The organism is Kushneria aurantia DSM 21353 (assembly GCF_000382245.1).
Taxonomy (GTDB): domain Bacteria; phylum Pseudomonadota; class Gammaproteobacteria; order Pseudomonadales; family Halomonadaceae; genus Kushneria; species Kushneria aurantia.
Window position 1 is genome coordinate 1 of sequence record NZ_KB907878.1, and the last position, 14,710, is coordinate 14,710.

16 protein-coding genes are annotated in these 14,710 nt (G+C 59.7%); 13 read left to right on the plus strand and 3 right to left on the minus strand.

Annotated elements, in window-relative coordinates:
- From H146_RS0112135 to H146_RS0112145, 3 genes are all read left to right on the plus strand, one after another.
- Nucleotides 1-555, plus strand: a 555-nt coding sequence (locus H146_RS0112135; RefSeq protein ID WP_019952146.1) for a flagellin, incomplete at its 5' end; no start/stop codon positions are given.
- A 325-nt stretch (nucleotides 556-880) separates the two neighbouring features.
- Nucleotides 881-1,480, plus strand: coding sequence for a hypothetical protein (locus H146_RS0112140; RefSeq protein ID WP_019952147.1), 600 nt, complete (start codon nucleotides 881-883; stop codon nucleotides 1,478-1,480).
- A 129-nt stretch (nucleotides 1,481-1,609) separates the two neighbouring features.
- The gene (locus H146_RS0112145) at nucleotides 1,610-1,828 is read left to right on the plus strand and encodes a hypothetical protein (RefSeq protein ID WP_019952148.1); all 219 of its coding nucleotides are present in this window, start codon (nucleotides 1,610-1,612) and stop codon (nucleotides 1,826-1,828) included.
- A 121-nt stretch (nucleotides 1,829-1,949) separates the two neighbouring features.
- On the opposite strand, the gene H146_RS0112150 is transcribed toward H146_RS0112145, so the two are convergent.
- Together H146_RS0112150 and H146_RS0112155 are read right to left on the minus strand one after the other, a co-directional pair.
- Nucleotides 1,950-2,240: a type II toxin-antitoxin system RelE/ParE family toxin gene (locus tag H146_RS0112150; RefSeq protein WP_019952149.1), complete on the minus strand. Its 291-nt coding sequence runs from the start codon at nucleotides 2,238-2,240 to the stop codon at nucleotides 1,950-1,952.
- Nucleotides 2,228-2,506, minus strand: coding sequence for a CopG family ribbon-helix-helix protein (locus tag H146_RS0112155; RefSeq protein ID WP_019952150.1), 279 nt, complete (start codon nucleotides 2,504-2,506; stop codon nucleotides 2,228-2,230). Before H146_RS0112155 ends, H146_RS0112150 begins: the two co-directional genes overlap by 13 nt.
- A gap of 342 nt (nucleotides 2,507-2,848) precedes the next feature.
- Between H146_RS0112155 and H146_RS0112160 the strand changes: the two genes are divergently transcribed.
- The 6 genes from H146_RS0112160 to H146_RS20290 all read left to right on the plus strand — a co-directional run bounded on the left by H146_RS0112160 (nucleotide 2,849) and on the right by H146_RS20290 (nucleotide 9,198).
- A complete protein-coding gene (locus H146_RS0112160; protein ID WP_083920863.1) occupies nucleotides 2,849-3,526 on the plus strand; it encodes an OmpW/AlkL family protein in 678 nt (225 codons plus the stop codon).
- A 111-nt stretch (nucleotides 3,527-3,637) separates the two neighbouring features.
- Nucleotides 3,638-4,816, plus strand: a complete 1,179-nt coding sequence (locus H146_RS20275; protein ID WP_019952152.1) for a GGDEF domain-containing protein — start codon at nucleotides 3,638-3,640, stop codon at nucleotides 4,814-4,816.
- Between the two features lie 29 nt (nucleotides 4,817-4,845).
- Nucleotides 4,846-6,012: a GGDEF domain-containing protein gene (locus tag H146_RS19280; protein WP_019952153.1), complete on the plus strand. Its 1,167-nt coding sequence runs from the start codon at nucleotides 4,846-4,848 to the stop codon at nucleotides 6,010-6,012.
- 82 nt (nucleotides 6,013-6,094) lie between these two features.
- On the plus strand, nucleotides 6,095-7,237 hold the full coding sequence (locus tag H146_RS20280; RefSeq protein WP_019952154.1) for a GGDEF domain-containing protein: 1,143 nt from the start codon (nucleotides 6,095-6,097) through the stop codon (nucleotides 7,235-7,237).
- Between the two features lie 260 nt (nucleotides 7,238-7,497).
- Complete coding sequence (locus H146_RS20285; RefSeq protein ID WP_019952155.1) at nucleotides 7,498-8,673, plus strand: GGDEF domain-containing protein; 1,176 nt, start codon at nucleotides 7,498-7,500, stop codon at nucleotides 8,671-8,673.
- Nucleotides 8,674-8,832: 159 nt separating this feature from the next.
- Entirely contained in the window at nucleotides 8,833-9,198 is a 366-nt protein-coding gene (locus tag H146_RS20290; protein WP_019952156.1) for a flagellar protein FlaG, read from the plus strand.
- Between the two features lie 52 nt (nucleotides 9,199-9,250).
- On the opposite strand, the gene fliE is transcribed toward H146_RS20290, so the two are convergent.
- Nucleotides 9,251-9,580: a flagellar hook-basal body complex protein FliE gene (gene fliE / locus H146_RS0112190; RefSeq protein ID WP_019952157.1), complete on the minus strand. Its 330-nt coding sequence runs from the start codon at nucleotides 9,578-9,580 to the stop codon at nucleotides 9,251-9,253.
- 233 nt (nucleotides 9,581-9,813) lie between these two features.
- Between fliE and fliF the strand changes: the two genes are divergently transcribed.
- Genes fliF through fliI form a run of 4 tightly spaced genes read left to right on the plus strand, consistent with a single transcriptional unit; the run spans nucleotide 9,814 to nucleotide 14,679 of the window.
- On the plus strand, nucleotides 9,814-11,562 hold the full coding sequence (gene fliF, locus H146_RS0112195; protein ID WP_026351947.1) for a flagellar basal-body MS-ring/collar protein FliF: 1,749 nt from the start codon (nucleotides 9,814-9,816) through the stop codon (nucleotides 11,560-11,562).
- The gene (gene fliG / locus H146_RS0112200) at nucleotides 11,549-12,562 is read left to right on the plus strand and encodes a flagellar motor switch protein FliG (protein WP_051091013.1); all 1,014 of its coding nucleotides are present in this window, start codon (nucleotides 11,549-11,551) and stop codon (nucleotides 12,560-12,562) included. Before fliF ends, fliG begins: the two co-directional genes overlap by 14 nt.
- Nucleotides 12,555-13,292 (plus strand): flagellar assembly protein FliH, encoded by a 738-nt coding sequence (locus H146_RS19300; protein ID WP_019952160.1) that lies wholly within the window; start codon nucleotides 12,555-12,557, stop codon nucleotides 13,290-13,292. The genes fliG and H146_RS19300 overlap by 8 nt, the downstream gene beginning before the upstream one ends.
- 10 nt (nucleotides 13,293-13,302) lie before the next feature.
- A complete protein-coding gene (gene fliI, locus H146_RS0112210; protein WP_019952161.1) occupies nucleotides 13,303-14,679 on the plus strand; it encodes a flagellar protein export ATPase FliI in 1,377 nt (458 codons plus the stop codon).
- Nucleotides 14,680-14,710: the final 31 nt, after the last annotated feature.

Below are 14,710 nucleotides of genomic sequence, written 5' to 3' on the forward strand. Positions count from 1 at the left end.
AATGCCTACTCGCGCCAGGCCGACGGCAGCTGGACAAATGGAACCGCAGACCAAGCCATTGCCAACGATGCCGCCATGGCTGAGGCGCTGAATGCTGCCGGTAGCGACAGCACCGTAACCGTTGGTACCGCCGGCACCGCTTACACTGTGGCGACCGGTAGCGGCGATGTTACAGCAAATATTGATGGCAGTGACCAGGCTGTGTACGTCGATGCCAGCGAGTCCTCCAGTAGCAGCCCGGCTTTCATTGGCGCAGATAACGAGGCTCGCCAGACCGCAACAGCCAACCCGCTGGCCACGCTGGATGCGGCCATCGCCAGAATCGACAACTTCCGCTCCGACCTGGGTGCCTCCCAGAACCGCTTCGAGTCGGCGATCAGCAACATCAACTCGACTTCGACCAACCTGAGCGCTGCCCGCTCGCGCATCGAGGACACCGACTACGCCACCGCCGTGTCGGATCTCTCCAAGGCGCAGATTCTGCAGCAGGCCGGCACCTCGGTTCTGGCCCAGGCCAACCAGACCAGCCAGAGCGTCCTCTCGCTGCTGGGCTAAACATCACAGTAGTTCACCATAAGGCCGGCGCAAGCCGGCCTTTTTACGTTTACCGAACGGCTGATAAAGGCGCCTCCCTGAAATCAGCTGAAAACATCTCCAAAAAGTCGCCTCACAACATAAAGAATCATTAACCGCCGCCGTTATAGGAAATAAGGCTTTCGGTGGCAACGGCCGTCACATCGATACTGGCCCGAGCCAATCAGGCCGTACTATCGCTGCCGGGTTGAGCAGCGCTGAAAGCAGCCAATCAAAGCAAGTGCAAGATGCGCTTTTACTCTTTAAATCACAAAATTTCAATTTTTACTAATCGAGGGGCACTATAATGTTTACCGACGATGGTGGAAAAAAGGCCTCTCAAGCGTACTGGAATGCGCTGGGAAAGCTGAAAGAAATGTGGCTGGAGGTATTCGACGAAGACATTGGTTTTGAAAAGCAGGCCACGGCCAAAAGATGTTACGAACAGGCTATCGAGACTGTCAGCGAAAAGTTGAGAAAAAATCCATATAATGAAAATAAGTTTAAAACATATACGAACATAACGGACCCCGGCGATCCAGAAATTCTCGATAAAGAATTAAGGCTAGCACCTGACATTGACGACCTGAGCCCTAACCTGTTGCTGGGCATAATGCTTGAAAAAATGGATGATCTGGAGTGCAGTGGGATGGAAAAGATAGAACTTCGACATTTTTTAAGGGAGGTCCTCGACGAGGCTTTTGAAGATAGAGGGACCCGACGCCCGAATGTAGGTGCTAATCGTCACTGGCCAAGACTGCGTCAATACCTTAGAGAAATAGAAGAAATGTGTACTGGAAATCCTCAGACCGAACGAAGTCAGATTATGCGTAATACTTATGGAGGGCGCATTGCATTACTCCCCAAAGACCCCGGCAGATTGACGCTGAAAGTAAACTCTATTTAACTCTGGGTCCTGACAATTTTAGCGGCGGAAGATCCAAGGAGGCAGATTACAAAACACACCGGACTCACCAAATAATGAACCATCGAACGATGGGTTGAGCATAAGCCGCAGGCACTGCGGCGCACCCTGGTGTGGCTTGCCTACCACACCGGCATGGCGCACACCGAGCTGGTTGCAGGCCAGGTCGCCGCCGAGCTGGAGAAGCAGTTGATTGAGGCCAATCTGAAGTGGTGGCGCGAACTGCAACGGCTGGTACAGCCGCTGCCCGCCGACCATGACGCCGTGCGGCTGTGCCAACAGGGGCTTTTCATCGTGGACGGCTACCGCGAGTGGCACAGTCCGGACTGAAAAAGGCAGCGTTCCGCAGACCTCACTCAGGGGCCGAATTCCACACCTCGCGACGAAGCCCCCGTTGAAGGCGTGAGACTGGTTGAATCAGGTGGGGCGTTTTTTTGGTGCGCACGAAAAATTAGAAGCCGGCTTCTTTCTGGTGACGGATGGCCAACACCACAGCGGTGTCACCATCAATGCGGTATCGTGCGACATACCCGCGATCACCAAAGTCTATCAACCAGTCCCGGAACTCTTCGAGCATATCCTCAACGGGGCGGCCAATGCGTGGCAGTTCTCCGAGCGCCTGAACGCCCTGGATGATGGCTTGAGCGGCCCGCTCAGCCGCTGCGGGGTTCCCGGGCCGCAGAAACTCGCGCAGCCGCTCCAGCTCCCGGATCGCTGCCGGGGCGAAGATCACTTGTGACATGTCGGGGTCGGCACCTCGTTATCCGTTCCCCAACTGGCCAGCCACTTCTCCACTTCGTCAGCGGTCGCGTGCAAGCCGGTAGTCTGGTAGTCCTCCCAGGCCTTGAGTGTGTCCCTTCTGAAGCTCTCCCGCCTTTCCTCGCGCTCCACGTACTGTTCGATTGCTTCACGCATGAGCCAGTGCGCCGAGCGCCTGCGAGTATCGGCCAGATGCTGGACCCGCCCTTTCAGATCGTCATCGAGCTTGATGGATGTTGGCGTTGCCATGATGGCCTCCGTAGTCAAAGGTAATACCTGTAGCTACCATAGGCCGGATCGGCTGGTCTGTCGATGGCCGGTCAGCTGCGCCCCTCCCCCCCTGAATACCAGCAAGAAACCCGCCTGATAGAGAACAAAATCTTGAAAAGCCTCTGCGTTACTGCTCTGCTGGCTGCGGCCAGCGTACTGCCGGGCACATCAGCAGCTGGCATCGATTGAGGTCAATCTGAAGTGGTGGCGTGAACAAAAAGCTGCTTTCTAAAGCCTTTGCTAACCTGCGCCGATATTAACCTTGATTATAAACAATAGGCGCATTACCAATGGATGCGCCCGTGACCGGAGAGGATCGGCATGGCAGGACACACAGCATTGAGAAGTCTCGGCATGACTGCCCTTCTGGCGGCAGCCGGTCTGCTACCCGTTGCGGCCTTCGCCGCCAATGCCGAGGGGCTGGGCCAGGGCGACCTGGTCGTGCGCGGCATGGTAAAGGGCGCCTTCCCGGTCAATGTCGAGTCGAGCGTGGAGATTCAGCCTCTGCCGCCGGGGGGAGATGTCGATATTTCAACGTCGGTGCTGCCGGCGCTGGATATCCGCTACTTTCTGACCGACCGCTGGTCGTTCGAGCTGAGCAGCGGCGTTACGCCGGTTGACTATCGCATCGAGAACTCCAGCGTGCCCGGCAGCCCCGATTTCGATGCCGCCGAGATCGATACCGGTGCCGCCATGCTGATCGGTCAGTACCATTTCACCCCGCGCGCGCGTTTCAACCCCTACGTGGGGGTGGGGGCGGTACACATCTGGGCCGATAAAATCGATCCGGCCGATGGTATTCCCGATTTCAAGGTCGATTCCATCACCGGCGCGGTGCTGGATGCAGGTTTCGACTATCATCTTGCCGGCAACTGGTTCGCCAGCGCGTCGATGCAGTATTTCCTGCTGCCCACCTACAACTTTGAAAGCCAGGGGTTCAGCACCAAGGTCGATATGAACCTGCTGAGCGTTGGCGCCGGGATAGGCTATCGATTCTGAGCGGCACTGCTGTATCAGGTGTCACTGATGGTGTCTGAATTCGGTGAGAACGCCTTGCAATGAGCTGAGGCGCACCCATGCAAGCCACCTGGCCGGGAGTTCTCCGCTGCCATGCTCGACACCACAACGCTTTTCATTACCGGCATTGTGACCCGCACCGCCTTTATGGCGGTGCTGCTGGCCACTGCCCTGACACGCCCCGGGGCGCACTATCTGTGGCACTGGATGGGCGCGCTGCTCACCTCGACGCTGGGGCTCTGGCTGATCGTACAGCGGGACTCCGGCCCCTATAACGGGCTTTACGATACCCTCGATTATGCGCTGATACTGCTCTGTTTTGCCTTTACCTGGAGCGGGCTGCGGATTTTCTACGGCCGTGCCATAAAAGTTTGGCCGATGGCACTGCTGACCATATTGCCCCCCATGACCTATGCCGTGCTGATACTTGCAGGCATGGCGCCGCGTTACGCGCTGCCGGTCGTTTTTGCCGCCGGCACGCTGTTCAGCCTGTTGAACCTTGTCGAAGTGGCGACCACCCCCTGGCGCCGGCTGCGGGCTCAGTACGTCATTGGCCTGGCCTATGTGATCTATGCCGTTGCTTTTTCGATACCCGCCATACTGATTCCTGCCGGGATCATATCCACGGATATCCCGGCCATCAGTCGTCTGCCGCTGCTTGCTGACCTGGCGGCCTGCATCATGCTCTATTTCGGTTATGTGGCCCTTACCGGCGAGCGTGCCAGTTTTGAACTGCGCCACCTTTCGGAAACCGATACCCTGACCGATCTGGCGAACCGGCGTGGTGCCCAGCCGGCACTTCAACGACTGCTGGACAAGCGTAAACAAGCGGCCGGCGCAAGCGTTGTCATGGCCGACCTGGACCATTTCAAACAGATCAATGACGGCTTTGGCCATGCCACCGGCGACAGCGTACTGAAGGTCTTTGCAAAGCGGCTCACAAGCCTGGTGCGCGACACCGATATCGCCGCGCGCTGGGGCGGTGAAGAGTTTCTGATAGTGCTGCCCGCTACCGACATTGAAGCGGCTCTGCAGCTGGCGGAAAGGCTGCGACGTCATATCGACGACACATCTTTTATGTGCGATGGGCAGCGCATCGATATCACCGTCAGCCTGGGCGTCGCACAGTGTGTTCCAGGTGACAGGGACTTCGAGGCGGCCATTCTGCGCGCCGATAGAGCGCTCTATCGCGCCAAACACGAGGGGCGTAACCGGGTCTGTTGGTATGATGCCGACGAATGGCCTGCCGAAGAGGAAAAGACGCCGCAATAGCCCTCACCGACCGGGAGGCCGGGGCTCATATGTTCGAAAGCCAGACACTTTTTGTCAGCAGCCTTGTCAGTCGCGGTGCGATTCTGGTGGTGCTGCTCGCCGCCGTGATAAGCCAGCCGCATTTGCGCCACATGTGGCACTGGATCGCTGCGCTGCTCTTTTCGATCCTGGGGCTGACACTGCTGCTTGTCGCCAGTGAAAACACGGCCGTGTTTTTTTACCGTTTCGCTTCCCTGATGACGATCATGTCCAGCATGGTCTTCTCATGGGGCGGCCTGCGGCTTTTTTATCATCGCCCGCTGCATCGCCGCCGTATGCTGTTGCTGACGACAGCACCCCCGATGCTCTACGCTCTGCTGGTAGCGCTGCAGGTGCCCGAACGCTTCGCGCTGGTGCCTCCACTGCTGGGCGCCGCAATATTCTGCCTGCTGTGTATTCGCGAAATCCTCACCGCGCCGGATAAACGGCTGCTTACCCAGTACGTCATGGGCGTCGCCTTTGCGCTCTATCTGATGGGCTTTGTGGCGCCTGCCGTGCTGTTGCCGTTCGGGCTGATTTCATCCGATATACTCTCTGTCAGCCATACGTCAATGCTGCTTGACCAGGTCGGCTGCATCATCGTCTATTTCAGCTACATTACGGCCAATAGCGAATACACCAGCCAGCAGTTGAAGCAGCTGGCCGAAACCGATGCCCTGACAGGGCTTTTGAATCGTCGCGGTATCTGGCAGGCGATGAAGTCTTTAGGGCGCTCGGCAGCACAACAGCCCTACAGCGTGCTGATTGCCGATATCGACCATTTCAAGTCGATCAATGACAGGGGTGGCCACAAGGCCGGTGACCGCGTGCTGACTGTTTTTGTCGAACGCATGCGCCATGCCATCGGCAAAAATGGTATTGCGGCCCGCTGGGGCGGCGAGGAGTTTCTGATACTGCTGCCCGGCACCGCCGCGACCGAAGCAGGAAAGGTGGCCGAGCGTCTACGCCATGAGGTGGCGGCCACCCCGTGCAAAACACCCGGTATGGTTTTTGAGGTAACGGTCAGTATCGGCGTTGCCGAAAGCAGGCCGGATGACTCTGATAACGAAGCGGCTATCAAGCGCGCCGACAGGGCACTGTACAGTGCCAAAAGCGAGGGGCGTAATCGGGTATGCGAATATAACGCCGGGATGTCCCTGCCTTTTCCCGCCGCCTGAGTTCAAGCGGACATCATCTTTTGCCGATATAACCTGTGTATGCCGCCTTCGCTGGTGACCGACGCCAAGGATGTGAAATCACTTGACACTGGATATTCATACACTTTTTTTCATCAGTATTATCAGCCGTCTCTCGTTTCTGACTGTTTTCGCCACCATCGTCGCGAGTCAGCCCAATGAGCGACACCTCTGGCACTGGCTGGTGGCGCTGGTCTCTATCACTTCTGGCCTGACGCTTTTGTGGAGTCCGGGTAATTTTCTGGAGCTTCTACGCAGCAGCATCGGACACGGTCTGGTGCTGCTCAGCATCGTTTTCTCATGGAGCGGGCTGCGTCTTTTCTATGGCCGCAGGGTTCATCTGCCCACTATCATCGGCGTGCCCGTTTTCCTGACATTTCTATATATCGCGCTAACCACATCAGGTGTTGCCGAAAGATTTGCACTGCCGATACTCTTTGTGGCGGCTACTGTCGTCTGTGCGATTATTGTCGCCGAGGTTTTGAACACGCCGGAGCCGCGCTACGTGACCCAGTACGTTATCGCGCTGGCCTACCTCGGCTACTGCTTATCGTTTTTATTGCCCGCGGTGCTGCTACCCACGGGGATACTCTCCGCCCGAGACCTCTTTGGCAGTCAGTTTACGGTTGTTTTCGATCAGATCGGCGGCGTTATGGTCTATTTCGCCTACACCGCCCTGACCGGCGAGCGCGCCAATCTACAATTGAAGGTCCTGTCAGAGACCGACCCGCTGACGGGATTGGGCAATCGCCGCAGCGCCGATCACGCCTTCACTCGGCTACACCGGGAGTGTCTGGCCGGCAACCTGTCCTGCGTGCTGCTCGGCGATATCGATCACTTCAAAGCGATCAACGATCGGTACGGCCACGAAGCGGGCGATGCGATATTGCGCCTTTTCAGCAAGCGGCTCAGCCACTTTATACGTCGCGGGGACATTGCCGTGCGCTGGGGCGGCGAAGAGCTCCTGATCCTGCTGCCGGATACCGACCTTGCCGAAGCGGAGCAAATAGCGCAGCGCCTGCGCAGGCTGATTGCCGATTACCCTTTTATCATCGGCGAGCAGCGTCTTGATATCACCCTGAGCATTGGCGTGGCACAGAGCCATTGCCGCGATACCAGCTTCGAGGCGACGATACAGCGCGCCGACAGGGCGCTGTATCGCAGCAAGAGCGAAGGGCGCAACCGGGTTTGCTGCCAGCCATCCTGATGGCCCTGCCAATGGCCTGATCGGATCCGGGGCGCTACAGCGCTGTCGCCGTTTCTCTGCAGCCCCTTGCGATGCAGGCTACATTTTCATTCGCTTCTGACGATATCCATACGTAATGGCGTCTATCGAGCCCCCGATTTGAAATTTCAGGAACCGAACCATCTTACAATCATGTAAGCTGCTGGCGCCCTGCTTGTAGCCCCGGAGCGTATCAGGGCCGACATTCTTTTACGGCAGCATAATCAAGGGCAGCAGCACTGATGATCGATCTACACACGCTTTTTCTTACCAGCATCATCAGTCGCGGCGCTTTTCTGACCGTATTTACGCTCACCGTGATGAGTCAGCCCCGCGAGTGCTATCTGCGCCACTGGATGGTGGCACTGGTATGCTCGGGCCTGGGGCTGCTCTTCTTTCTCGAGCCGGTGACAGGACCACTGTCGACCTTTTTCGGGGCGCTACGACAGCTGCTGATACTGGCAAGCCTTGCCTTTTCCTGGAGCGGCCTGCGTCTTTTTTATCGGCGGCCGGTACGCTATGGCGACATGGGGATGCTGACGCTACTGCCAACGGTGCTGTATTCGCTGCTGATCTTCCTTGGCGTGCCGGATCGATTCGCGCTGCCTACCCTGTTTCTGGCCGCCTCATGGATCTGTGTACTGGCTATTCGCGAGGTTATCGCCTCCCCCGAAAAACGCCTTATCGTACAGTACGTGATCGCTCTGGCCTTCCTGCTCTATTTCGCAGGCCTTTTTCCTCCGGTGATGCTGCTGCCGCTGGGCATCATTTCCGGCGATATCCTGACCGGCGGTAGCTTCACCATGCTGCTCGACCAGGTGGGCTGCGTAATGATCTATTTCGGCTACATCGCCATGAGTGGCGAAAATACCAATCTCAAGCTCAGGCAGTTGGCCGAAACCGACCCGCTTACGGGTCTCACTAACCGTCGCGGCGTGCAGCGGGCGCTGCAAAAGCGGCAGGCTTTTCACAGTGGCGTCGCGGGTGTGGTTATTGGCGACCTGGACCGCTTCAAACCGATCAACGACAGTCTCGGACATGAGGCGGGTGATGCGGTATTGCGCTGTTTTGCTCAGCGTCTGTCGGGTATGCTTCGTAGCGAGGATATCGCCGTGCGCTGGGGCGGCGAAGAGTTTTTGATACTACTGCCCGACACCGGCATCAATGAAGCCGGGCAGTTTGCCGAGCGGCTGCGCCACAGCGTAGCCGAGACGCCCTTCATGATTGGCAGACACCGTCTGGAGGTCACCATCAGTCTCGGCGTGGCTGAAAGTCATCCTCACGATCAGAGCCTGGAGACCGCCATTCAGCGCGCCGATACAGCGCTCTATCGGGCCAAGAACGGGGGGCGCAATCGGGTATGCCATCAGCACTACGAACCGGGCCAGCATAGCACTCCGAACTCCGAAGGCGCCTAAACAACTGTTTCATAATTGTTTTTCATAAGTGCTTTGCATAAGTGCTTTTACGCTCTGCAGCAAGCGAAAATTTTGAAGGGAAGGCTAAACAAAGCGACGAAACGGCCGATAGGCGTCTACAGAAGAATTATTTTTAACAACGCTCCGGGGAATACCACCATGAATGTCGAAAACAATGTCGAGCTTGCGCCCATCTCCGCGCTGTGGCCGAAGCAGGACACCACCACCCGGGCGCAGACGCCGCTGCTGACGTTGCCTCCCGGCGAATCGACGCTGCCTGCCAGGGCGTCAGAGTCGCCGGGCACCATGTCTCCCGATGCCATCCGTGACACCGTCGAGCGACTCAATCAGGAGATGATTCGCCGCGGCATCGAGTTCGATATTCATGATGACAGCGGCCGCATCGTGACGCGGGTGGTCGATCGCGACAGCGGTGAACTGATTCGTCAGATTCCCGCCGAGGAGATGCTCGAAGTCGCTCGACGCCTTGACGATGACCAGGGGCTGCTGGAAATTCAGGCCTGAACGATAAACCGCCGCACGATGTCGACCATCGTTGCCGGCGGTTTTATGCCTGCTATACCTGCATGCTCATGATTTCACGATAGGCGCTGAGTACGCGGTTGCGAACCTGCACACCCATTTCGGTCGCCACGCTGGATTTCTGCATGCTGACCATGACGTCGTTGAGCGCCACGCCGCTGTCACCGCGGGCGAACGCTTCGGTCTTGTCGGCGGCGTCCATCTTCAGCGCGTTGATGTTGTCCAGCGCGCCCTTGAGTTCACCGGCAAAACTCACGCCGCCCTCTTCGCGCGACGCAGCGGCCTGACCGCCCGCCGCCGCCTGGCGCGCCATGCCCTCCATCTGTTCCAGCAGAAACTGCTGACCCACCGATTCAATTGCCATTGGGGTGCCTCCCGATAATGGAAACCCGTTACAGAATGCATGCAGCCTAAAGCCCGCGGCGCGAGCCTGATCGGGCTAAATGGTGAAAAAAACACCGGCTATTCGTCCCTTCGATCCTGCCCATAGCATCAATAATGGCGCCTTCACGATTACCCGGTGTTCAGGCTGTACACAGCTAAAGGAACAGCGTTCAGGCTGGCTCCGCGTAGTCCTCAGGTTTCAGAGGCCGGTCGATGAGTTCGGATACATCTGCGAGATCGAACAACAATCAGAAGCTTTCGGGCGTGATGCAACGCATCAGGTCAAATCCCCGCGTCCCGCTGATTATTGGCGCCTCCGCCGCGATCGCGATTGTGGTGGCGCTGCTGCTGTGGGCACGCTCTCCCGACTACCGCGTGCTGTTCTCCAATCTCAGCGACAGCGACGGCGGCACCATCATTGCGCAGCTGGATCAGATGCAGGTGCCCTACCGGCTTTCGGAGGGCGGCGGCGCTATCATGGTGCCCGCCGATCGGGTCGAGCAGACCCGCATGCAGCTGGCCCAGCAGGGGCTGCCCGACTCGGGCGGGGTAGGCTTCGAGCTGATGGACAGTCAGTCCTTCGGTATCAGTCAGTTTGCCGAGCAGATCAACTATCAGCGCGCACTGGAGGGCGAGCTGGTGCGCTCGATCGAATCGCTCGAGGCGGTGCGCAGCGCCCGGGTACACCTGGCACTACCCGAGGACTCGGTCTTTGTGCGCGAGCGCCGCGAGCCCTCGGCTTCAGTGGTGCTCAACCTTTACCGCAACCGCTCGGTCAGCGATGGCCAGGTGAGCGCGATTACCCACCTGGTCGCCGCCAGCGTGACCAACATGCCGGTCGACGGCGTCACGGTGGTGGATCAGAACGGCGATCTGTTGACCAACAATGAAGATAACGGCCCCGGACAGCTCAGCAGCTCGCAGCTTGAATACACTCACCAGATCGAGGAAGCCTACAGTCGCCGTATCGAGCAGCTTCTGGGCACTATCGTGGGTGCCGATAACGTGCGCGCTCAGGTCAATGCGCAACTGGACTTCTCGGTCAGTGAAGTCACCCGCGAGATGTATGAACCCAACAGCGGCGATAACCCGGCGGCGATCCGCAGCGTCCAGCAAAGCGACAGCGAGCAGGTTGGCGCCAGCGGTATCGGCGGCGTCCCCGGCGCCCTGAGCAATCAGCCGCCGGGCGACGCTGTGGCGCCGATCGATAACCCTCAGCAGGCCGAGGTAGACGGTGAAGAGGGCCCGGTCGACGAAGAGGCCGTCGATGCGGCGGAACAGGTGGCCACCGCCAATCAGATGGTGGTGCCGCGCTCCTCCAACAGCAGCAGTACGACCAACTACGAGGTCAACCGCGTCATTCGCCACACTCAGGAGGAGAGCGGCGTGCTGCAGCGTCTGTCGGTGGCGGTGGTGGTCGACTACGCACAGAACACCGACGCCGAGGGCAATATCGAGCAGGTGCCGCTCTCCGACGAGCAGATGGCCCAGCTCCGCAGTCTGATTCGCGAAAGCGTGGGGCTCTCCGATGCCCGCGGCGATTCGCTGGAAGTCGTCAATGCCGCCTTCAATCAAACCGTCGGCGAAGCAGCGCCGGAGATCGCCTGGTATCGCGACCGCGATCTGATCGCACTGGCCACTACCCTGGCGCAGTATCTGCTGATCGCACTCATCGCCCTCTTCCTGTGGCGCAAGGTGGTCAAACCGCTGATCGAGCGCCAGCAGCCGGCCCCCCAGCAGGCCGCCCGTACTCAGGGCTCGCTGATGGCGAGCGTCGGTGACGACGATGATGATGACGGTGAAGAGGACGAAGATGATATCGCTCACGAAGTCCGCAAGAAGCAGAAACAGCATCAGCGTCATCAGCAGGAGACAATGCTGAAGTCGATTCGCGACCAGGCACAGAAGGACCCCCGTATGGTGGCCCTGATTCTCAGAGGCTGGATCAATGGCAAGGACTGACACAAATAAAGTGGACGAAGAGGGCATCGAAAAGAGCGCCATTCTGCTGATGTCGCTCGACGATGACACCGCCGCCGAAGTGTTCAAGCACATGTCGCAGCGCGAGGTGCAGCAGATCGGCCATTTCATGGCCAATATGACGCAGCTCACCACGCAGCGGCTGACGGAGGTGCTGCAGGAGTTCAGCGGCCAGCTGGAAGAGATGGGCGTGGTCAACCTGCATTCAGGCGATCACATTCGTTCGCTGCTGACCAAGGCGCTGGGCGAGGAGCGTGCCTCCAGCCTGCTGGAAGATATCTTCGAATCCAACAACGACTCGGGTATCGACGCGCTGAACCTGATCGAACCCACCATGGTGGCGGAGATGATCCGCGACGAGCACCCGCAGATCATCGCCACCATCATGGTGCATCTGGAGCGCCATCAGGCCGCCGATGTACTGGCACAGTTCGACGACTCTCTGCGCAACGACGTGGTGTTGCGTATTGCCACCTTCAGCGGCGTGCAGCCGGCCGCACTGCAGGAGCTGACCGAGGTGCTGGGCGGACTGCTGGAAGGCCAGAACCTCAAACGCAGCAAGATGGGTGGGGCCAGAACCGCCGCCGAGATTCTCAACCTGATGAACTCCACTCAGGAAGAAGGCGTTATCGAAAGCGTACGCCACCACGACGGCAACCTGGCCCAGCAGATCATCGACGAGATGTTCGTGTTCGAAAACCTTGCCGACCTGGACAACCGCGGCATTCAGCGCATCCTGCAGGATATCGACAGCAACTCGCTGGTCATCGCGCTCAAGGGCGCTCCCGAGGAGGTGCGCGATCGCATTCTCGCCAATATGTCCAACCGCGCCGCCGATCTGCTGCGCGAAGACATGCAGATGCGCGGCCCGATCCGACTGTCGCAGGTCGAAACCGAGCAGAAAAACATTCTGCAGCTGGTAAGACGTCTTGCCGACTCCGGCGAGATCACCATCAGCGGAGGCGACGATACCTATGTCTGAGCGGGACAAGGGCACGGGCCAGTGGCAGCGCTGGGAGATGAACAATCTCGAGCGCCGCACCGCCCGTACCTCCGCACAGCACAGCAAGGAAGCCTCTGCGGCGCATGACGACACGTCTTCCACGGGGGCGGGGCAGCCGACAGGACCGCAGCGCCGCCGGGAAGACAAGCAGCGCCGCGACGCTTTCGAGAAGGCACGCCGCGAAGGCTACGAGAAAGGACAGCAGGAAGGTCATGAGGCGGGCTACGCCGCCGGCCTCGAACAGGGGCGCGCTCAGGCCCACGAGGAGTATCAACACCAGCTCAGCCAGCGCCTCGAGCAGGAACTCGAGCCGATGACGCGGCTGGTACAATCATTTGACAGCGCCGCCGACCGGCTCAGCGAGGATATCGCCTATTCACTGGTCGAATTGGCGCTGGAGACCGGCCGTCAGCTGGCCGGTCGTGCGCTGGAGCTGGCCCCGGAGCATATTCTCGATGACATCGAAAAGCTCATGAACGAGCACCCTACCCTCAACGGTTCACCACGGATCTGCATTCATCCGGACGATCTGGTGATGGTGCAGGAGCAGCTGGGCGATCTGCTGGGCGACATGGGCTGGCGACTCTCCAGCGACAGCAATATGGCGCGCGGCGACTGCCGGCTGGAGACCGACCAGCGCGAGATCGACGCTACCCGCGAGGACCGCTGGGAGCGGCTGCGGCACGCTGTCGGTCACGGCAAGCACTGAGGAGCCCGCCATGCCACTGACCACCGATGCCATGCTGAGCCACTGGCAGCGCACGCTGGAAACCGCCAGGCGGCGCGTCGAACATCTACCGCCCAACCGTGAACGCGGCCGCCTGACGCGCGCCACCGGGCTGGTGCTGGAGGCGGTGGGGCTGCGCCTGCCACTGGGCTGTAGCTGCATGGTGGAGCTGGCCGACGGTCAGGGCGAGACCGAGGCCGAGGTAGTGGGCTTCAACGGCGACAATCTGTTTCTTATGCCGCTGGTGGAAACCGCCGGACTGGTGCCGGGAGCGCGAGTCTGGCCGGCCAATCCGCGCCCCGGAGCGGTACTGTCGCAGAGCAAACGGCTGCCGGTGGGCGATGCCCTGCTGGGCCGGGTGGTGGACTCCCGCGGCCATCCGCTGGACGGCCGCGGTCCGCTGGAAGATCCCGACAACGTTTCGCTCACCGCCCCCTCGCTCAATCCACTGCAGCGCGCGCCCATCGAGGAGATCCTGGATGTCGGCGTACGCGCTATCAACTCTCTGCTGACCGTGGGTCGCGGCCAGCGGCTGGGTCTGTTCGCCGGTTCAGGGGTGGGCAAGAGCGTACTGCTGGGCATGATGGCGCGCTTTACGCAGGCGGATGTGATCGTGGTGGGGCTGATCGGCGAGCGCGGCCGCGAGGTCAAGGACTTCATCGAAAACATCCTCGGCGAGGAAGGCAAGCGCCGCGCCGTGGTGGTGGCCGCTCCCGCCGATATCTCGCCGCTGTTGCGTATGCAGGGGGCCGCCTACGCCACCCGGCTGGCGGAGGACTTCCGCGACAAGGGCAAGAGCGTATTGTTGATCATGGATTCGCTGACCCGCTATGCCATGGCGCAGCGCGAAATCGCCCTTGCCATCGGCGAGCCGCCGGCCACCAAGGGCTATCCGCCCTCGGTATTCGCCAAGCTGCCGGCGCTGGTCGAGCGTGCCGGCAACGACGCCCCCGGCAAGGGATCGATCACCGCCTTCTACACCGTGCTGACCGAGGGCGACGATCAGCAGGATCCCATCGCCGACGCCGCGCGCGCCATTCTGGACGGCCATATCGTGCTGTCGCGCCAGCTTGCCGAGGCGGGGCACTACCCCGCTATCGACATCGAAGCCTCGATTAGCCGTGCCATGACGTCGCTTATTGACGAAAGCCAGTTCGACAACATCAAGTACTTTAAGCAGATGTTGTCACGCTATCAGCGCAATCGCGACCTGATCAGCGTTGGCGCCTATGCCGCCGGCAGCGACCCGGTGCTGGATGAAGCGATCCGCCTCTATCCGACGCTGGAGCGGTTTTTGCAGCAGGGCATGGACGAGCGCGCCGACGTCGAACATTCGGTCGATCAGATGGGCAGGGTACTGAGGTCGTGACGTCGCCGAAATTCCACAGGAGCCGGTGAGC